19 protein-coding genes are annotated in these 17,574 nt (G+C 55.9%); 5 read left to right on the top strand and 14 right to left on the bottom strand.

Features of this window, described 5'->3' with window-relative positions; all coding sequences use genetic code 11:
* Nucleotides 1-163: 163 nt before the first annotated feature.
* The 4 genes from fdxA to AC2FH8_RS00720 all read right to left on the bottom strand — a co-directional run bounded on the left by fdxA (nt 164) and on the right by AC2FH8_RS00720 (nt 4,352).
* The gene (fdxA, locus tag AC2FH8_RS00735) at nt 164-502 is read right to left on the bottom strand and encodes a ferredoxin FdxA (RefSeq protein ID WP_085821728.1); all 339 of its coding nucleotides are present in this window, start codon (nt 500-502) and stop codon (nt 164-166) included.
* Between the two features lie 66 nt (nt 503-568).
* Nucleotides 569-934, bottom strand: coding sequence for an RNA-binding S4 domain-containing protein (locus tag AC2FH8_RS00730; protein ID WP_496687609.1), 366 nt, complete (start codon nt 932-934; stop codon nt 569-571).
* Nucleotides 935-940: 6 nt separating this feature from the next.
* A complete protein-coding gene (locus tag AC2FH8_RS00725; RefSeq protein ID WP_496687607.1) occupies nt 941-3,760 on the bottom strand; it encodes a helicase-related protein in 2,820 nt (939 codons plus the stop codon).
* Nucleotides 3,761-3,782: 22 nt separating this feature from the next.
* Entirely contained in the window at nt 3,783-4,352 is a 570-nt protein-coding gene (locus AC2FH8_RS00720) for a tetratricopeptide repeat protein (protein WP_416383904.1), read from the bottom strand.
* A 69-nt stretch (nt 4,353-4,421) separates the two neighbouring features.
* Between AC2FH8_RS00720 and AC2FH8_RS00715 the strand changes: the two genes are divergently transcribed.
* The 3 genes from AC2FH8_RS00715 to AC2FH8_RS00705 all read left to right on the top strand — a co-directional run bounded on the left by AC2FH8_RS00715 (nt 4,422) and on the right by AC2FH8_RS00705 (nt 7,576).
* Entirely contained in the window at nt 4,422-4,712 is a 291-nt protein-coding gene (locus AC2FH8_RS00715) for an SCP2 sterol-binding domain-containing protein (RefSeq protein ID WP_142634424.1), read from the top strand.
* On the top strand, nt 4,712-5,653 hold the full coding sequence (locus AC2FH8_RS00710) for an alpha/beta fold hydrolase (RefSeq protein ID WP_496687604.1): 942 nt from the start codon (nt 4,712-4,714) through the stop codon (nt 5,651-5,653). Before AC2FH8_RS00715 ends, AC2FH8_RS00710 begins: the two co-directional genes overlap by 1 nt.
* 102 nt (nt 5,654-5,755) lie before the next feature.
* Nucleotides 5,756-7,576 (top strand): M3 family oligoendopeptidase, encoded by a 1,821-nt coding sequence (locus AC2FH8_RS00705; protein WP_496687602.1) that lies wholly within the window; start codon nt 5,756-5,758, stop codon nt 7,574-7,576.
* A gap of 53 nt (nt 7,577-7,629) precedes the next feature.
* On the opposite strand, the gene AC2FH8_RS00700 is transcribed toward AC2FH8_RS00705, so the two are convergent.
* Entirely contained in the window at nt 7,630-7,848 is a 219-nt protein-coding gene (locus AC2FH8_RS00700) for a GDCCVxC domain-containing (seleno)protein (protein ID WP_271946496.1), read from the bottom strand.
* A 4-nt stretch (nt 7,849-7,852) separates the two neighbouring features.
* Nucleotides 7,853-8,176 (bottom strand): hypothetical protein, encoded by a 324-nt coding sequence (locus AC2FH8_RS00695; RefSeq protein ID WP_271946493.1) that lies wholly within the window; start codon nt 8,174-8,176, stop codon nt 7,853-7,855.
* 89 nt (nt 8,177-8,265) lie between these two features.
* Between AC2FH8_RS00695 and AC2FH8_RS00690 the strand changes: the two genes are divergently transcribed.
* Complete coding sequence (locus AC2FH8_RS00690) at nt 8,266-8,655, top strand: MerR family transcriptional regulator (RefSeq protein WP_496687599.1); 390 nt, start codon at nt 8,266-8,268, stop codon at nt 8,653-8,655.
* Between the two features lie 33 nt (nt 8,656-8,688).
* Here AC2FH8_RS00690 and AC2FH8_RS00685 read toward each other — a convergent pair whose 3' ends face one another.
* The 4 genes from AC2FH8_RS00685 to AC2FH8_RS00670 all read right to left on the bottom strand — a co-directional run bounded on the left by AC2FH8_RS00685 (nt 8,689) and on the right by AC2FH8_RS00670 (nt 12,202).
* A complete protein-coding gene (locus AC2FH8_RS00685) occupies nt 8,689-8,958 on the bottom strand; it encodes a DksA/TraR family C4-type zinc finger protein (protein ID WP_281972270.1) in 270 nt (89 codons plus the stop codon).
* A 59-nt stretch (nt 8,959-9,017) separates the two neighbouring features.
* The gene (locus tag AC2FH8_RS00680; protein WP_496688211.1) at nt 9,018-9,995 is read right to left on the bottom strand and encodes a Gfo/Idh/MocA family protein; all 978 of its coding nucleotides are present in this window, start codon (nt 9,993-9,995) and stop codon (nt 9,018-9,020) included.
* A 130-nt stretch (nt 9,996-10,125) separates the two neighbouring features.
* Complete coding sequence (gene rpoH / locus AC2FH8_RS00675; protein ID WP_142634432.1) at nt 10,126-11,022, bottom strand: RNA polymerase sigma factor RpoH; 897 nt, start codon at nt 11,020-11,022, stop codon at nt 10,126-10,128.
* A 145-nt stretch (nt 11,023-11,167) separates the two neighbouring features.
* The gene (locus tag AC2FH8_RS00670) at nt 11,168-12,202 is read right to left on the bottom strand and encodes an RluA family pseudouridine synthase (RefSeq protein ID WP_496687596.1); all 1,035 of its coding nucleotides are present in this window, start codon (nt 12,200-12,202) and stop codon (nt 11,168-11,170) included.
* On the opposite strand from AC2FH8_RS00670, the gene AC2FH8_RS00665 reads away from it, so the two are divergent.
* Nucleotides 12,201-12,503, top strand: a complete 303-nt coding sequence (locus AC2FH8_RS00665) for a DUF6476 family protein (protein WP_496687594.1) — start codon at nt 12,201-12,203, stop codon at nt 12,501-12,503. The two genes, AC2FH8_RS00670 and AC2FH8_RS00665, sit on opposite strands and share 2 nt — an antisense overlap.
* A 2-nt stretch (nt 12,504-12,505) precedes the next feature.
* Here the strand turns inward: AC2FH8_RS00665 and AC2FH8_RS00660 are convergent, their stop codons facing one another.
* From AC2FH8_RS00660 to AC2FH8_RS00645, 4 genes are all read right to left on the bottom strand, one after another.
* Nucleotides 12,506-13,489: a hypothetical protein gene (locus AC2FH8_RS00660; RefSeq protein WP_496687592.1), complete on the bottom strand. Its 984-nt coding sequence runs from the start codon at nt 13,487-13,489 to the stop codon at nt 12,506-12,508.
* 26 nt (nt 13,490-13,515) lie between these two features.
* Entirely contained in the window at nt 13,516-14,514 is a 999-nt protein-coding gene (locus AC2FH8_RS00655; RefSeq protein ID WP_496687589.1) for a glycosyltransferase family 2 protein, read from the bottom strand.
* A 106-nt stretch (nt 14,515-14,620) separates the two neighbouring features.
* Nucleotides 14,621-16,639, bottom strand: a complete 2,019-nt coding sequence (locus tag AC2FH8_RS00650) for a hypothetical protein (protein ID WP_281994765.1) — start codon at nt 16,637-16,639, stop codon at nt 14,621-14,623.
* Nucleotides 16,636-17,571 carry a hypothetical protein gene (locus AC2FH8_RS00645; RefSeq protein ID WP_496687585.1) on the bottom strand — a complete coding sequence of 312 codons (936 nt, stop codon included), beginning with the start codon at nt 17,569-17,571 and terminating at the stop codon, nt 16,636-16,638. Before AC2FH8_RS00645 ends, AC2FH8_RS00650 begins: the two co-directional genes overlap by 4 nt.
* Between the last annotated feature and the right edge of the window lie 3 nt (nt 17,572-17,574).

Raw genomic sequence — 17,574 nt, 5'->3', positions numbered from 1 at the left:
TTACGGAGTCATCCCCATCTCAATCAACGTTCAATTTCCGAGTATATCACAAAATTGAGACACTCGAAAGGCTGCCCCTTTCCACATGAAAGAAAGGTGTTAAGAAACAGATAGATAAGGTGCCATCTCACTGCTGAACTGACAAGTTCAGAGCGCGAATCGCTTAGCCGCCTTCGCCGGGGGCCTCAGAGAAGTATTTCTCCATCTTACCCTCTTCGCCATCACGCTCTTCTGCATCAGGCAGCGGGTCTTTCTTCGTCACGATCACCGGCCACTGCTCGGAGAACTTACGATTAAACTCGACCCATTGATCCATGCCTGGCTCAGTATCCGGACGGATCGCATCAGCGGGACATTCAGGTTCACATACTCCGCAATCGATGCATTCATCGGGATGGATGACCAGTGTATTCTCACCTTCGTAGAAACAATCCACCGGACACACTTCGACACAGTCGGTGTATTTGCAGGCGATGCAGTTTTCAGTGACAACATAGGTCATGGTGAATTTCCCGTTTGCGGTTTGGGCGTCTAGCTAAATCAGTATGGCGTCAGCTTCAAGATATGTTCAGCTATCTTGATTGCGAGAAAGATCAAGTACACGCCGATCCTTCTTGGTGGGACGACCTTTTCCCTCAAACCCTGGATTTCGCGGCTGCGTGTCCTGCTTTTCAGTCAAATCGGTATATAGTGTCTGCGCCTCGGTTGCCGGTCCGCGCCGATCACCCAGTTTTTCGATACGCACAACGCGCACAATCCGCCCCTGAGGGAAGGTCAGAACATCACCGGGGGCCACAGGCTGCGCCGGTTTCAGGATCCGGTTTCCGTTGACGCGGACATGGCCGCCACTGACCTGTTTGGCGGACAGGCTTCGGGTCTTGAAGAACCGAGCCTGCCACAGCCATTTATCGATCCGAAGCCGGGCCTCGGTCATCAGGCTTTAGTTGCCTTCCTTCAAACCCATAAGCGCGGCCGCGAACGGGTTATCGGGATCAATGGGCTTTTCTTTCCTGGGCGGACGAGATGAGAAGGTCTTGGCACCCTGCGGCTTGCCACCTTTCTTGCCCTGCGGCTTGCCCCGGCCATCCTGAGGCTTACCGCGCGGCTTACCTTTGCCCTGCCCCTGTCGCTGTTCGCGGCGTGGGCCTTGGTTGGCCTGACGCTGACGGCCCCAAGTGAAGGTATAAAAGACCTCAACTTCGGGTTCATCTGTTGCGGCTGTCGGCGCGGTGGCCTCGGCTGCTGCCCCGGTGCTTTCGGTGGCCTCGGCTGACGCCTCGGTGGGTGCGGCGACCTCTTCGGGGGTTCCCTCTGGTGCGGGCACTTCCTCGGAGGCAGCTGCTTCCGTGGCCTCTGCGGCAGGTAGCTCTGCCGGTGCGGGCTTAACCTTTTCACGCTCGGCGCGTTCGGCCTTGTAGCCCAGCCCCTGCATCAGGTCGGCGAATTGTTCCAGCGTCATACCGGTGATCGACAGCATGTCAGGCTTGGCCTCGAACCCACCACGGCTGTCTTCAGCGCGCAGCATGTCGGCCAGACGTTCCAGCATGTCGATCCGGATCGAGCGTTCGCCCGCATCGCGATAACCACACATAGTGTCATAACCGTCAGGTGCGCCTTTGGCGATGGGCACAGTAACAAGACCCGGAGGCGGCGCGTCTGGAAATTCCTGCAGGCCATTTGCCAATGCCCACAGAACAAGACGCAGACGCGTTGGGGCCGGTTTCAGCAGCAGCGGCATGAAAATGGTGAACTGACCAAAGCGGATACCGTGTTTGCGCAGCGCGCCACGGGCGTCCTGATCCAGATCCTTGACGTCTTGCGCGACACCTGCGCGCGGCAATACGCCTAGCGCCTCAACCATGCGGAAGGCAAAGCCCCTAGCCAGCCCATTGAGTTCTTCATCGCGCGACAGGTTCAGCAACGGCTCGAACAGAGCGGCCACTTTGCGGTCGATGAAATGCTGCAGGCGACGCTGAACTTTCTGTTCAACATCGGGGCCCGCGGCCTCGTCCACAAAAACCTCGACCAGCGGCTTGAGAGGCTCTGCCCCGGCAACCAGCTTGCCAACGGCATATTCACCCCACATCAGGCCACCCTGATCGGTAAAATCAATTTCGGTATCGGGTGCATTATAGAAGCGATCGGCACGCAGATGGAATTGCGGCGCGAGGGCTTGCAAGGACGCCGATTTCAAGGCTTTCGCCTCGGCTCCTTGCGCGCTTTTGTCCGGACTGAACCGGAACCCTTCCAGACGACCGACGAATTCACCTTCGACGGTCACTTCACCCTTGTCATTTACTTCGGCCAAAAGGGCCTCCTTCTGTTTGAGCCGGCGCAACAAAACGGATGTGCGCCGGTCCACAAATCTCTGAGTCAAACGGTCATGCAGAGCGTCTGACAGCCTGTCTTCTACAATGCGCGTCTCATCACGCCAATGGGATTCGTCACGTACCCAACCATTTCGTTGCGCAACGTAAGTCCAGGTGCGAATATATGCCAACCTTTTTGACAGTGCATCTATATCGCCATCCGTTCGGTCGATCCGGCGGATTTGCCGCGCCATAAAGTCATCCGGGATCGAACCACCTTCATGCAGGTGGCCAAAAATCACTTCGATCTGGCTGGCATGTTCGGCATGGCTGATGCCGCGAAAATCGGGGATTCGGCAAACATCCCACAACAAACGAACGGATTGCGGATCACTGGCACGGGCCGCAATTTCGGCAACTTGCGACAAGGATTTAAGCACATTCAGATCATCTGCCGGACGGGCTTTGATCAGGTGTTCGCTATCCGGGCTAATCTCGAGCGTGTGGATCAGAGCGTCAATCGAACCAAACTGCAAGGCGGCATTCCGCCAATTCAGTTTTTTCATCGGCGCAAAGCGGCTGTCCATAATGGCCTGCGCGACACCATCGTCCAGAGGCGGCGCCTCGCCGGTCACGCCGAAGGTTCCATCGGACATTCCGCGCCCTGCGCGGCCAGCAATTTGGGCAAGCTCATTCGGGGCCAGGGGCCGCATCCGCCGGCCATCGAATTTGGTCAGGGACGAGAATGCAACATGGTTCACATCCAGGTTCAACCCCATCCCGATGGCATCGGTGGCAACCAAATAGTCGACCTCACCATTCTGATAGAGCTCAACCTGCGCATTCCGTGTACGCGGACTGAGCGCCCCCATGACCACAGCCGCCCCACCCTTTTGACGGCGTAGCAGCTCGGCGATGGCATAGACGTTGTCGACCGAAAACCCGACGATGGCGCTGCGCGGTGGCATGCGGCTGATTTTCTTGGAGCCGGCATAGACCAGTTGCGACATCCGCTCCCGCCGGACGAATTGTGCTTCGGGCACAAGTGCCGCGATGGGACCGCGCATGGTATCGGATCCCAGAAACAGGGTTTCATTGGTGCCGCGCGCGCGCAGCAACCTGTCGGTGAAGACGTGGCCGCGTTCCGGGTCGGCGCAGAGTTGGATTTCGTCGATAGCCACAAAATCGGCACCCATGCCTTCGGGCATCGCCTCGACCGTACAGACCCAATATTTCGCACGTGGCGGTACGATACGTTCTTCCCCGGTGATCAGCGCCACCACCGACGGTCCGCGAATGGCGACGATTTTGTCGTATACCTCGCGCGCAAGCAGGCGCAGCGGCAGGCCGATCACCCCCGTGCGGTACCCCAGCATACGTTCGATTGCGTAATGGGTTTTGCCTGTATTGGTTGGGCCAAGTACGGCCACGATTCGGGATGACCCGCTCACCTTTGCCCCCTGCCCCCGGTTCTCAGAGGGCCGAGCCCTCGACCTGGGCTTTCAGTCGATTCACTGCATTGGTTACTTCTTCGTAATGGGGATGTATAGCCAAGGCATGGGAATAGGCCGCAAATGCCTTTTCGGGCTGACCCAGAATCTCAAATATCAATCCAAGCCCGTAGATGGCCTCATAGTTGTTCGGGTTCAGCGTCAGAGCATGTTCCAGATCTGCGGCAGCCATCCCGAACCTTTCGATCCCAAAAAACGCAGAGGCCCGCGCGTGCCAGCCTTCGGCGAAATCAGGCGCGTGGTCTGTCAGGGCCGTCAAATGCTCGATCGCGGCATAGGTGTCACCATCATCCAGTGCTTCGCGCCCACGCTCCAGCAGCAGGTCGGCGGAGGCCGAACCCGATTGCGACCAGAGCGCCCGTAACTGGCGGTCGATTCCAGTCGCTTGGTCCGGTGTGGCCTGTGCAAGGTTCTGCAACAACTCGGCCTCGTCGCGGGAATCCTCCTGCTGCGCAAGGCAAGTGGAGGAAAACATGACTAGGACAAAAAGTGCCGCAACGGTACCTTTGAGATTGTTGATTGCATTGCTCATAACAAGTGTCAGTGTAGCGTTGCGACCGAGGATGTCCATTCACGGCGTACTAACAAAATGAGGAAGATCATGAGCGATTCATTGGAAAAAGCCGCAGCAGTGCTGAATGAGAAACTGTCGGGCGGCGATTTCGACGCATCGGCTAAATTTGCCATCGCGGATTTGGGCGCGATCGTAGTTGATGCAAGCGGCGCGCGCATCAGCGATGAAGAAACGGACGTGACTTTGAACGCTGATGCGGACACGTTCGAGCAAATTCTCAATGGTGATCTGGACCCGACAAGCGCCTTCATGGCCGGAAAACTGAGCATCGACGGCGACATGGGCGCGGCAATGAAACTCGCCTCGGCCCTGGCCTGATGGAATATGCGTCGGCCCCTTTGTTCGAAGACGTGGCTGGCGGCCCCGCTGGCGGTGTTGCACATTGGTTGAACACCGCCGACGGTACCCGAATTCGCGTGGCGCATTGGCGCCCCGAAGGTACAGCGAACGGGACTGTCATGCTATTTCCCGGTCGCACTGAATACATCGAAAAATACGGTGATGCAGCGAGTGAATTCGTCAAGCGTGGCTTTGCCGTGCTGGTGATCGACTGGCGGGGTCAGGGATTGGCAGACCGGTTGCTTGACGATCCGCGGGTTGGCCATGTCAATAAATTCACTGACTATCAGCAAGACGTAGATGTGTCGCTAGAGCTGGCCACAAAGCTTGATCTGCCCAGGCCCTGGCATGTTATCGGCCACTCTATGGGTGGTGCCATTGGATTGCGGGCAGTATTGGAAAACGATTGTTTTGCTACCTGTGTTTTTACCGGTCCGATGTGGGGGATTTTCTTTACGCCCCTTATGAAACCCATCAGCCGGTTGACCGCAAATTGGGCCCCGCGTCTGGGGTTTGGCGAAAAGACCCCCCCGACCACTTCACTGGACAGCTATGTTCTGACACAGCCTTTCGAAGGCAATAGCCTGACGCGCGATCCTGCCATGTACAAAATGATGCAGGATCATCTGGCCAAGTATCCCGAACTTTCCCTTGGTGCACCGTCGACGATCTGGCTGCGCGAGGCATTAGATGAATGCGACTGGTTGATGGTGCAGACTGCCCCAGCCATTCCATGCCTGACATATCTTGGCTCCCACGAGCAGATTGTGGACCGCAAGGCCATCCGCGCACGCATGGCAAACTGGCCCAACAGCACGTTGATCGAAATTCCAGACGGTGAACACGAAGTCCTGATGGAACCACCAGAGGTGCGCGACCCTGCATTTGACCAAATCGCCGCGCATTTCAAAGCTGCATAGACGGATCACCCCCTGGAACCGGCGCTTTCCCTTTGACTGTCCGCTTGTGATCCTCGCCGGTCGCGCCTAGATGTTTGCCAAAGCAGATTTTCGAGGTGATCCATGCGCGACCTTCCTTTTCCAGTACGTGACGCAAACGCGGTCGGCGGGGCCGATAATCTTGGCAACCTGCCGGAATGGGATCTGACGGATCTCTATGCTTCGGAAGACGCGGCCGAGCTTGCGCGTGACCTGGACTGGTTGGAAACCGAATGCGCCGCCTTTGCCGCAGATTACGAAGGCAATTTGGCGGATCTTGATGCCCAGGGCTTGCTGACCTGCGTGTTGCGGAACGAAAAGATCAATTCGATCTCCGGGCGTATCATGTCCTTTGCCGGACTGCGCTATTATCAGCTGACGACCGACGCCGAGCGCGCCAAGTTCCTCTCGGACATGCAGGAAAAGATCACTGTCTTTACCACGCCGCTGGTGTTCTTCACGCTGGAAATCAATCGCCTCGACGACGACGCGCTAAAAGCGCATTTCGACGCCAACACCGATCTGGCCCGTTACGAGCCCGTATTCCGCCGCATCCGCGCAATGAAACCCTATCAGCTATCTGACGAGCTAGAAAAATTCCTGCACGATCTGGGTGTTGTTGGCGATGCCTGGGAACGCCTGTTCGACGAGACCATCGCGGGCTTGACCTTTGATGTTGACGGAGAAGAGTTGAACATCGAAGGCACACTCAACCTACTGACCGAGCAGGACCGCAGCAAACGCGAAGCGGCTTCTCGCGAATTGGCCCGCGTGTTTCAGGACAACGTCAAGACCTTCGCGCGCGTTCACAACACGCAGGCCAAGGAAAAGGAAATCGTCGACCGCTGGCGCAATATGCCGACTGCGCAGACTGGTCGCCATCTGTCGAATGACGTCGAACCCGAGGTCGTCGAGGCCCTGCGCGAGGCGGTCGTGGCTGCCTACCCCAAGCTGAGCCACCGGTACTACGAGCTAAAGCGCAAATGGCTGGGTCTGGACGTGATGCAGGTCTGGGATCGCAACGCACCCCTGCCGATGGAAGACACGCAGATTGTCGGCTGGGATGAAGCCGAGAAAACCGTGATGGATGCCTATGAGGCCTTTGATCCGCGTATGGGTGAGATCGCCGCGCCGTTCTTCTCGAAGGGTTGGATTGATGCGGCGGTGAAACCGGGCAAGGCGCCGGGCGCCTTTGCGCATCCCACCGTAACTGACGTCCACCCCTATGTGATGCTGAACTATCTTGGTAAGCCCCGCGATGTGATGACCCTGGCGCATGAGCTGGGCCATGGCGTTCATCAGGTGTTGGCCGCCGATCAGGGCGAGATGCTGTCATCCACCCCGCTGACGCTGGCCGAAACCGCTTCGGTTTTTGGTGAAATGCTGACTTTCCGCAAAATGCTGGACAAGGCCGAAACCCCTGAGCAGCGCAAGATTCTGCTGGCTGGCAAGGTCGAGGACATGATCAACACGGTCGTGCGCCAAATCGCCTTCTATGACTTCGAATGCAAATTGCACGCCGCACGCCGCGAGGGCGAGTTGACCCCGGACGACATCAACGCCTTGTGGATGAGCGTTCAGGCCGAAAGCCTCGGCCCCGCATTTGAATTCATGGAAGGGTATGAGACGTTCTGGGCCTATATCCCACATTTCGTGCACTCGCCCTTCTACGTCTACGCCTATGCCTTTGGTGATGGACTCGTGAACGCGCTCTATTCCGTCTACGAAAGCGGCGCCGACGGGTTCGAGGACAAGTATTTCGACATGCTGCGCGCCGGTGGATCAAAACACCACAAAGAGCTGCTGGCCCCGTTCGGTCTGGACGCCAGCGATCCCAAGTTCTGGGACAAAGGCCTGTCGATGATCTCGGGCTTTATTGATGAATTGGAAGCGATGGAGGGCTGAAGTCGCCTGAAGCGGAGACGGTGATGTCTGCTTTGCGGACAAAGCGGACTTTGTCATCCGCAACAACTATCGCCATTCTGGATCGGGGGGCAAGGCACCGTGGCATAGGAGCAGTAGACACAACAGTCCCCTTCCAATGGCTTCAAGACCGCTGCGCAAGACTTGCATTCATAGAACCACTGGCAAGCATCCGTCGGCATTATTTCGCTTTCGCTGTGACCGCATTTCGGGCACGTCAGAGTGCTTTCAAGCACTACAGTTTGCTCTGTCATTGTTTCACATCTGCATTATCAGGTAATCGTTGATACGGGCCTCGTTATAGACGACGACCCAAGCTGACGCGGTGATTGCGGTAGTCCCCGAAAGCCACCATTTCAACTTTGTTAGGGAACCGCGCTGATAAGATACAAGCCACGATATAGCGACAAGCGCCGTCGATATCGCCAATACGTAGTAGCTTGCCGCCGCGATCTTTCCGAAAATGGCTAGCCAACTGCCCCCCAGTCCCAGCAACATCATTGTCATGGGCAATACACAGCAAGTCGCGACGCCAAGTGCTGTCAGTGATCCCAGATAACTAACGCTAAGGTACTTCTGCATCTCATTCCCTTGATTAGTTGGAGTTGTCAAAGTGACTGCTTCTCGTATAACTTCTGTAGTCGCTACAGGATCAAGACGGGAAAACTCACATGTTAGCGATTGGGGAAGCATCCCGGCAAAGCGGTGTCGGCATTGAAACGATCCGCTACTATGAACGCGAAGGGATCGTGCCCAAACCAGAACGAGCACCTAATAACCGGCGGATGTACTCCGCGCACGATGTTGGAAGGCTTCGTTTCCTGAAAAAATGCCGTAATTTGGGCTTTCCACTAGCCGATACAAAGACGCTTCTAAGCCTGTCCGAAGGCGACGGAGAAGATTGCCGATCCGTAAAAGAACTGGCTGAGCTTCATATCTTCAATGTGCGTGAAAAGATAAACGAGCTGAAGCGATTGGAAGCAGCGCTGAACGAACTCACAGCCAACTGCGACAGCGGGAATGTCTCTTGCCCCATGCTCTCAAAACTGCGTACCGACTAGTGAAACTTTGGGCTCAAAGCAAACATAGTAAACTCACCTCAACTGACTGTCCTTCGACCCGCGCCGGTTGATACCGCCGCGCATTTTATGCGCCCCGTCACGTTCTTGCTGGCACTCGAGGCACAGTTTCACGCCCGGCAGTGCTGTGCGGCGCTTTTCGGGGATTGGTTCTTCGCATTCGGCACAATGGGTCAGGCTTTCGCCTACGGGCCGTTTCTGGGCCTGCATTCGGGCCAACTCATCCGAAATGGATGCCTCGATCTGTTCGCTTACTGCGCCGTCGCGCGCCCAGCCACCTGCCATCGGGATGCCTCCTGTTAAGGTGTTAGCCGATTTTGCGGCGATTCAAGAAGCGTGGCAAGTCATGGCAGCGCCACTGCATTCTCCAGCACACGGTCAATCACTTCCTGCGTGCCGCGTGAAAACTCAAGCGGGCACGGATATTCAGCACCCTCACGGACCGACCGACAAAAAGCTTCGACCTGCAGCTTATAGTGATCGTCTGCGGGGAAACGTGTGACCTGTATTTCCAGGCCGGGGCGGTGCAATTCGACGCGCGCCTCTCCGAACACACGCGGATTGAACGGCGCAGTCAGCCGGATCATGCCGCGGTCGCCATGAAACACCATCTCTTGATGCGGATGCATTCGGATCGAGACATAGCTGGAATAGGTGAAATCCGGGAACTGAGCGCGAATCTCGGTAAAAGCGTCGACCCCATCCTCCCACCGGATGGCAGATTCGACCTGAACCGGCTCCTGCCCGGTGACAAAGCGCGCGCTGCCAATCACATAGACGCCAATATCACGCAGCCCACCTCCGCCGGTCTCAGCCCGGTTGCGAATGTTTGCCGTATCTGCCCGGCTGTCAAAGCTGAACGCACCCGTCACATGGGCCAAATTCCCGATCGCCTTGTCGGCGATCAGCTTGCGTACAAACTTCCATTGAGGGTGTTGGACGATCATATAAGCCTCGACCGCCAACAATCCGGTCTCATCCCGTTTGTTGATCAATGGGGCAAATTCGGACACGGTCATAGCCATCGGCTTTTCACACAGCACATGTTTACCGGCGTCCAGTGCCTTAAGGCTCCATTCGACATGCAAATGGTTGGGCAGCGGGATGTAAACGGCCTCAATCTGTGGGTCGTTCAGCAACGCATCATAGCTGTCATAAACCGTCAAATCCGGGCAAAAGGCCTGAAACGGTTCGGCTTTGGTGGGATCGGACGTCGCAAGGCCTGCCAGACGCGCGCCCTCAGCTGCGTGGATTGCTGGGGCCATATATTGCCGCGCGAATTTCGCAGCTCCCAATACGCCCCAATTCACCGGATTCTGCATCATGGACACCCCTTATGGCTTTGATCCGGTCTGTTGTAATCGCCCTCAGTCCGAGTGTCATTAGCGCTAACACAAATAGAAAACCCGGCACGACCAATGTCGCACCGGGCCCGTTCAATTAACGAAGAGGTCAGGCTGTGGCCAGCATCCCCTTTTCTCGGGCAAGCTCTCGCATCTTCTTCTGAAGTTTCTCAAAAGCGCGGACTTCAATCTGGCGAATGCGTTCGCGACTGACATTGTACTGCGTACTCAGCTCTTCCAGTGTGACGGCCTGATCCATCAGGCGGCGTTGGGTCAGAATGTCTTTTTCCCGGTCATTCAAAACTTCAAGAGCAGCCGCCAACAGCTCGCGGCGGGCGTCGAGCTCATCGCGGGCCTCATAGTCGCCCGCCTGATCGGCATCCTCGTCCTCAAGCCAGTCCTGCCATTGCATGGTGCCTTCGCCCTCGGACCCGACGGTCGCATTCAGAGAGGCGTCGCCACCGGACATCCGGCGGTTCATGCTGATCACTTCTGCTTCGGTCACACCAAGGTCATTTGCGATCCGGGCCACGTTTTCCGGACGTAGGTCGCCCTCTTCAAGCGCACCGATGCGTGCCTTAGCTTTGCGCAAGTTGAAAAACAGCTTTTTCTGCGCCGAGGTTGTACCCAGTTTGACCAAAGACCATGACCGCAGAATGTATTCCTGAATCGAGGCGCGAATCCACCACATGGCATAGGTCGCCAGCCGGAATCCTTTTTCCGGGTCAAACCGTTTCACGGCCTGCATAAGACCGACATTGGCCTCGGAGATCACTTCGGCCTGTGGCAGCCCATAACCGCGATAACCCATAGCGATCTTGGCCGCCAACCGTAGGTGGGAAGTCACCATTTTATGTGCAGCTTCAGTATCTTGCTTCTCAACCCAGCTTTTGGCCAGCATGTATTCTTCTTCTGGCTCCAGCAGGGGAAACTTCCGAATTTCCTGCATATAGCGGTTCAGCCCGCCTTCCGGCGTCGGCGCGGGGAGATTTGCGTAATTGGCCATGTTTCTTGTCCCTCCGACAAATGTTTAAGTCGTTAACATGGATATGGGAGGTCGTCCCGATCCGTTCAAGAGGTACCGTTAACAGTTTGAAATTAACGTTTGATAAAGGAAACCTAAGAAAACGTTATTCACGTAACTTTGCTTATTATGTCAGCGGTGTGCGCAGCTGTTCAATCAGATTTTCCATATCATCCGGCAACACAGCCTCGAAGCGAAGGTTTTCACCCGATATCGGGTGCTCAAAACCCAAAACCGCAGCATGAAGCGCCTGACGAGGAAAGTCTCGTACGGCCTCTGCGGCAGCCGCGCTAAAGGCTTTGGCTGCGAGTTTCCGCTTGCCCCCATAAACCGGATCACCGACCAGACCATGACCGGCATGGGTCATGTGAACCCGAATCTGATGCGTGCGGCCTGTTTCCAGCCAGCATTCGATCAGAGCCAGCCCTTGCGGGGCCCCAAACGTTTCGACCAGACGGGCGCGCGTGACAGCGTGGCGCCCACCGTGAAACAGCACAGCCTGTCGTTGCCGGTCTGTCTTGTGACGGGCCAGCTGAGTGGTGATCCGCATGATATTTCCGGGCTCAAAGCTGACACCTTTGACGCCGCGCAACCGGGGATCATTGGCATCCGGGACACCGTAACAGATGGCGCGATAATAGCGTTCTACACTATGCGCCTCGAACTGCGCGGCAAGCCCGTGATGGGCCGCGTCGGATTTGGCCACCACCAGCAACCCGCTGGTTTCCTTGTCGATACGATGCACGATGCCGGGGCGCTTTACGCCGCCTACGCCAGACAGGTCATCACCGCAGTGATGCAGCAACGCATTGACCAATGTCCCGTTCGGAGAGCCGGGCGCAGGATGCACGACCATACCCGCAGGTTTATTGACCACGATCAGGTCGGTATCCTCGAATACGACCTCCAGCGGGATGTCTTCCGGGCCGATATGGCTGTCTTCGGCCTCGGCCACAGTGATCGCCACCACTGCGCCTTCGACCACCTTGGCCTTGGGGTCGCGGGCGGCGGTTCCGTTGATCATCACGGCCCCCTCTTCGATTAACTTCCCCAATCGGGTCCGCGACAGGCTTTCCCCCGCTGGCACATCCCGGGAAAGCGCCTTATCAAGGCGGGGCGGCGGATCGGCCGCGATTTGAAACTCAATCTGGCGAGTGCCCATGACTGTCCCTTCCGAACCCCAAGAACCGCAGGAAACGCCGCAGCTTCGCCTGCTGCGGAGAATGGTCATGCTGCTGACCGCGGTGATGATTGGCGGGGTTCTAGTGACATTCGCACTGATTGTCATCCGGCTATCGGACCGGACCCCTACCCTGCCCGATCAGGTTGAGTTGCCCGTTGGCGCAAAAGCGCAGGCGGTCACCATTGGAAACAACTGGTTTGCAGTTGTGACTGATGACAATCGCATCCTGATCTTTGACAAAACCACTGGCCGGCAGCGCCAGGAAATTACCGTCGAATAAGGTCAACCCTCTAGCGCCATGCGAAACACGATCTCGGATGCCTGGCGCAGCGCCTGATATTCCGCGGCTGTGTCCCGGCGAAACGACTGATCATGCATGCTCAACCTGACAGGGGCAAAAAGCTGCGTCCGGTCGGGAAAGAACTCTTGATGAAAACTCACATCTTCATTTGCCACAAACGCGTCCAGCCAGGCGCGTTCATCCGGTTCAAGCACATCATTCTTACGCATCATCACGGGATCATCGACAGCCCGACGTCGCAACTGGCGACTTTTCTTGCGTCCCATGGCCCTTGTGACCACACCAAACGCCTCACACGCGGCCCTTGAATGCGAAGGATTGGACGATGTTTCGGTCTTGCTGCCCAAGGGCAGTTGGACGCCGATGCGATCCAGAAAATCATCGACAATGTTGCCATTGGCCATTTCAGAGCGCTCATACAGCATAGGCACCAACGAGACGCCCGGAAAAGCTGACCTTATCCGAGCCGCAGCACTGGCAAAGCTGAAACGCTCAGGATGTGCACGTATCTCGTCCAGCTGGGTACGAATATATTCAGAACCGCCCCCGGCAAGCCTGCCGTTCTTTGCCCTTTGTTTGTAGTCGGCTTCGAAAAAGTCAGAATATCTACGGCAGTAGAAAGCAATCCTCATCTCACGCGCGGGGATCTCAGCGAAAATCTCGGCCAGTTTGTGCAGATCGACTGAGTACAACATCTCAGACGATACCAAGCATGCCTTATTCTCATGCTCAGCATATTCCCTTGCCATCGCTTCGCGCAGGGCGGTGACCGGCTGATCGGTTTGGTTCATGTGGAAGGCAATCAGGTTATGACTGCTGGCCAGACGCCCCTGCCCCTCGGTTCGCCTGCGGCCCGTTTCCATATAGTGTAATCCGGCCCCAGCCATCACTTGACCGTTTTTGCGAACAAACCCCTGTAACGCGGTCGACCCAGTCTTGGGCATTCCTATGTGTAGCCAAAGCATGAAACGTTCCTATTCGCCAAGCGACCTCAGGTCTCGGCCTTGGCTGAGAACCCGGCGGTCATCTGAAGCATGAGGTCTTGCATCTCGGGTTGTTCGCGCAACTGGGCAACCTGCTGGCGATGCAGATCGCAGGTCATATGGTGCAGGCGGGCCGTCTCAGCGTCTGACAGCATTTCGTAATACAAAGCCCGTTTCCGATCGAGGATTGTGTCGATCGAGGTCTCAGTTTCGGCGTTTTGGTTCATCATGTTCCAATATTCCATCCCAAGGCTTTCCCCCAGATGATGGGCCCGACCACGCATTTTCTTGACCAGATAACTTTCACAGGATTTCAGAGCATAGTGATTGATCTGAACATGCTCGTACCCGACGGAGTCCCGCGCCGATCGCCAACTGGCAGTAAAATACCTTTCGGGCATCGGTTGACCGGATCCGTTGTACCAATGGCATTCTTCCATCGTTTCAACGGTCGGCCTTTTCGGTCGATGGACACCGAGCGCATCCCACAGGCCGCGTTGGAACATGGTCTTAAAGCCCCAAGCTTGCGGCGGTCGAAAAATACGCTCAGGTGCAGCTTGGCGAAACTGATCCGACAGGAAACGGTCCTCGTACCGAACAATGCCGGCGTTTCCGAATAGACGCCAAGTCATTGAAATCGTTTTTGCATCCGGCATGGCACCCGTCAGCGCACGCAATGTATGGTCGCCGGTTCTGACGTTAATATGTTCATCCGCGTCGATAACGATCACCCAATCCTGTGGACGGGCCACTTCCATTTTCAGAAAGGCGTTATAGGCGCGTTTTTGCGGGCTGGTCTGACGTCTCGAGTTGTTGTCGACATGCGTGACAATGCCAAGGTCATGCAATCGCTGCAGCAAGGCATCAGTACCATCGGTACAGTCATTGGTCATGACCACAATCTGGTCCACACCAATGGCACGATTATGGGCGATCCATTCAAGAACGAATGGTCCTTCGTTCTTCATAGGGGTAACGCTGATATATCGAGGATCCTGTTCGGCCATACCTGACTGCCCTGCTTGTTTTCATTGCCCCGGTGGTATCGGAGATTTGTTTAAGATTTTGACCGCAAACTACCGGTATTCAAGCCGGTCACCAAGAGAAATTCGTCTATTTTCCACCCGCACGTTTCAGCTGATTGGAATATCGTTTCAGGGTTGGGCACAGCGCGTGGGCCTTGGAAAGATGAACGCGCGCATTCTGCTTTTCACCTCGTTGCAGATATATCCTGCCGGCCTCGCCTTGAATCGCCGCTGTATTGTCATCCAGTTCCGCAGCCTGAATAATTTGGTTTTGCCCCTGTTCTTCTGCCCCGTTCCTTTCAAGGTATTGCCCCATCGCAAAGACCAGAAATGTGTTGCCCGGATCACAGGCCAACGCATCTGCCATGGCCAGCCTTCCGTTTACAAAATCTCCATCTTTCTCATACAGTTCGGCCAGTCGCTTTAAGTATAACGGGTTATCCGGAAGGCGCTTGGCTACTTTCCGCGCAATATCCAAAGACTGCGCCAAAGATGTATTTCCCAAATGCAAACGCAGCAAAGATTGCACCCCTTCAAAGCGCGGGTCTTCGCGGGAAATACGAACGTCCTCGGGCAACTGAGTTGAGCTTTCTAGCCCGTCAGCCAAAGTCTGCAAACGGGATCGGTTGGAGGTTAGACGGCGCGCCCTTTGATCTACGGACAGACTAGCCCAATCCAATAGGATCAGGTCGAAATTACAGGGCAAGCGCACCAGAACTTTTCTTTGGGCAACGTGGGAATTATAGTTGAACCAAGGCCTCCGAATAATCTTTTGCATTGCCCAATCTATCGGCGGCATAGCGCGATGGGCGATTTGATCGCGATACAAAAGCCGAGAGCCAAATATGATGACATCCGGCCGCATTGGTTTGGTCCAGAACGCCCGGCTAAGCACTTGCGCTGCCATCCAGCGCTTTTTCTGCCCCCCCAAGATTGCTGCCTTTAGTGCCGTAGCGACTGCAAAATCTTCCGGCCAGATATGTGGGTTCTTCAGGGCCTCTTCCGTCAATTCCAACGCTTCAGCCCATCGGGTCAGGTAAAAGTAATTCAATGCCTGAAGCAGCGGCACAAAGGCATTATCAGAACCCGCATCCATCAGCGGCTGAACGAGTTCCAATGCCTCTTCGGCCCTATCTCCAGCGCCCAAACCATGAAGGTAAAAGGACGCTTTGGAATAGATATGAGCGGCTTCTGAGAGATTTAGAAATTCTTCCGGACCAAGGCGCAACCGTTCAATCATCTGTTCGTTGGCCTGGTTGATGTCCTTTTCCGCTAAAACATCCCGAAAAACCTTCCTTTGTTGCCCGGAAATCCGCGCTGCTGCCATGGAAAACGCCGAGATAAACGGTGCAATCACCTGATCCGCGCGCGACATGGTATAGAGTTCCAGAAAGTCTCGTTGTGCGCGGGTCAGACTGGAAAGATCCGCGATATCTGACATTTGCATAAGGTGCGGAAACTGCACTTGGAATCGAGCCACAAGCTCGGGCTGATCTGAAAACATGATCGCGGCACACCCTGCGTTTTTTTCAAGATGTGCCGCATACAGTTCTTCCGGTTCGATCTTTGCCGGCCAGGTCGTATGCTTCCACGGCAGACCATTCAGGATGTCGCCACGGCGAATGTGATAGGCCGACACCCCCTTGCCACTTAGTTTGGCATCTGCCTTTTCCATAATGTTCCGGATTTCATCCGTGAACCCGATCTGATGGATGAACTCTCGGTACCGGGGGCGGATCTGCTCGACATCTTCCCATTGAAAGGCCAGAACCTCAAAGCCTTCCTCGACGACAACAGAGCGGCCGGAATTCAGATGGGATATCAGCCGATCCGGTGTCGCATCGCCCTGAAACGACCAAATCGGCAGGGCGTTCTCGCCTAGAGCATCAAAGGATTCGGTGCTCAGGAAATGCTCATCCATCCACTCTTGTGAGAACAATTCTTGCGGCTGGTCCAGCTCTGGCGCATCCGCACCTTTGGGAAACCAGTTGACCCGATAGCTGGTGTCAAAATCCTCGGCCAACCGGATGCAGGTCAGCATCATCAGCAACCGGGCACCCATCCGGTCTTTGCGCTGGCCGATAAAGACCCCCTTTTCGGGCTTCATGAGGCTGCTTCGGCCAAGGCTGCGCGCCGCAGCCGTCGGAACCTCTGCCTTGCTTGCGTAACAAGCTGTGGGTGACGTTCGCCGCCAATCGCCTCGATCCCGCGCATATACAAAGGCAGTCGCCGCCGTGCCCGCATCATCCGGTAATAGGCCTGGGGTTCCAGTGTGCCGTCCATCGCCTCGAGCATAACCGGCTTCAGTATATCCAATTTGCGCAGCATCGGGGCCGCGAAATGGTTTGAAAACCATGTCTTCAGCAGCACGACATTATCGCCTTTCAATCGCGTCACCTGCTGGCGATCAAGATCAAAAAAGGGATCATAGAAAACGTAGGCTATCCCCACATTTTCAACGGTTTGCGCGGCATCGCTAAAGGGAAGATCCCAGTCTTGCACCTGCCCGAACCGATACCGGGTCTCCCACGGGACCAGCCGTTCATCCAGCGTTGTCTGCGGATTGAAAGCGATGACATTGGCGCCGGGAACAAGGGCCGAGAATGTCAGCGCTCCAAATCCGCCCATCGAAGCGCCCGCAAACACAACCTGATCAAACTGTGCAAAAAAACCCTGATCCGCTTGGGTCTGAAAATACGAGATGATCTCGGGATCGCGGTACCAAGCTTTGGTCCGCGCAAATATCCCCATATGGGACCAGCCTTCGTCACGGAAGAACTTCCAGCCCCAGGGTTCGCGGGAAAAAGACAGGTCGTTGGCATTGGCAATGTTGTCAAAGCTGACCACAAGCCGGGACGCAGACCTTTGGTGAAACAAAACCGAGTGTCTGTTCAGCTTTTGCAGAAACCCGGTCCCGTCCCCACCTGGATACAGCTCGACAAACCAAGGGGGCGCAGGGTCTGTCAGAATCCGTTCATACCCCGTCTTACGATCGGGGTGATCAGGCTTGAGCTGCTCTTTTGAAAGGTCTTCTGCCATGGT

The organism is Ruegeria sp. CDSC025, from assembly GCF_059610805.1.
Note: the sequence above shows the minus strand (reverse complement) of the source record. Positions and strands in the feature narration are given on the sequence as shown.

Excerpts from the sequence above, each read along its gene's own strand:
- AC2FH8_RS00720 (WP_416383904.1), bottom strand. The coding sequence starts at position 4,352 with ATGAGCAATGCAATCAACAATCTCAAAGGTACCGTTGCGGCACTTTTT.
- AC2FH8_RS00700 (WP_271946496.1), bottom strand. The coding sequence starts at position 7,848 with ATGACAGAGCAAACTGTAGTGCTTGAAAGCACTCTGACGTGCCCGAAA.
- fdxA (WP_085821728.1), bottom strand. The coding sequence starts at position 502 with ATGACCTATGTTGTCACTGAAAACTGCATCGCCTGCAAATACACCGAC.
- AC2FH8_RS00730 (WP_496687609.1), bottom strand. The coding sequence starts at position 934 with ATGACCGAGGCCCGGCTTCGGATCGATAAATGGCTGTGGCAGGCTCGG.
- AC2FH8_RS00655 (WP_496687589.1), bottom strand. The coding sequence starts at position 14,514 with ATGGCCGAACAGGATCCTCGATATATCAGCGTTACCCCTATGAAGAAC.
- AC2FH8_RS00695 (WP_271946493.1), bottom strand. The coding sequence starts at position 8,176 with ATGCAGAAGTACCTTAGCGTTAGTTATCTGGGATCACTGACAGCACTT.
- AC2FH8_RS00670 (WP_496687596.1), bottom strand. The coding sequence starts at position 12,202 with ATGGGCACTCGCCAGATTGAGTTTCAAATCGCGGCCGATCCGCCGCCC.
- AC2FH8_RS00705 (WP_496687602.1), top strand. The coding sequence starts at position 5,756 with ATGCGCGACCTTCCTTTTCCAGTACGTGACGCAAACGCGGTCGGCGGG.
- AC2FH8_RS00685 (WP_281972270.1), bottom strand. The coding sequence starts at position 8,958 with ATGGCAGGTGGCTGGGCGCGCGACGGCGCAGTAAGCGAACAGATCGAG.
- rpoH (WP_142634432.1), bottom strand. The coding sequence starts at position 11,022 with ATGGCCAATTACGCAAATCTCCCCGCGCCGACGCCGGAAGGCGGGCTG.
- AC2FH8_RS00710 (WP_496687604.1), top strand. The coding sequence starts at position 4,712 with ATGGAATATGCGTCGGCCCCTTTGTTCGAAGACGTGGCTGGCGGCCCC.
- AC2FH8_RS00665 (WP_496687594.1), top strand. The coding sequence starts at position 12,201 with ATGACTGTCCCTTCCGAACCCCAAGAACCGCAGGAAACGCCGCAGCTT.
- AC2FH8_RS00715 (WP_142634424.1), top strand. The coding sequence starts at position 4,422 with ATGAGCGATTCATTGGAAAAAGCCGCAGCAGTGCTGAATGAGAAACTG.
- AC2FH8_RS00650 (WP_281994765.1), bottom strand. The coding sequence starts at position 16,639 with ATGAAGCCCGAAAAGGGGGTCTTTATCGGCCAGCGCAAAGACCGGATG.
- AC2FH8_RS00690 (WP_496687599.1), top strand. The coding sequence starts at position 8,266 with ATGTTAGCGATTGGGGAAGCATCCCGGCAAAGCGGTGTCGGCATTGAA.
- AC2FH8_RS00645 (WP_496687585.1), bottom strand. The coding sequence starts at position 17,571 with ATGGCAGAAGACCTTTCAAAAGAGCAGCTCAAGCCTGATCACCCCGAT.
- AC2FH8_RS00660 (WP_496687592.1), bottom strand. The coding sequence starts at position 13,489 with ATGCTTTGGCTACACATAGGAATGCCCAAGACTGGGTCGACCGCGTTA.
- AC2FH8_RS00680 (WP_496688211.1), bottom strand. The coding sequence starts at position 9,995 with ATGCAGAATCCGGTGAATTGGGGCGTATTGGGAGCTGCGAAATTCGCG.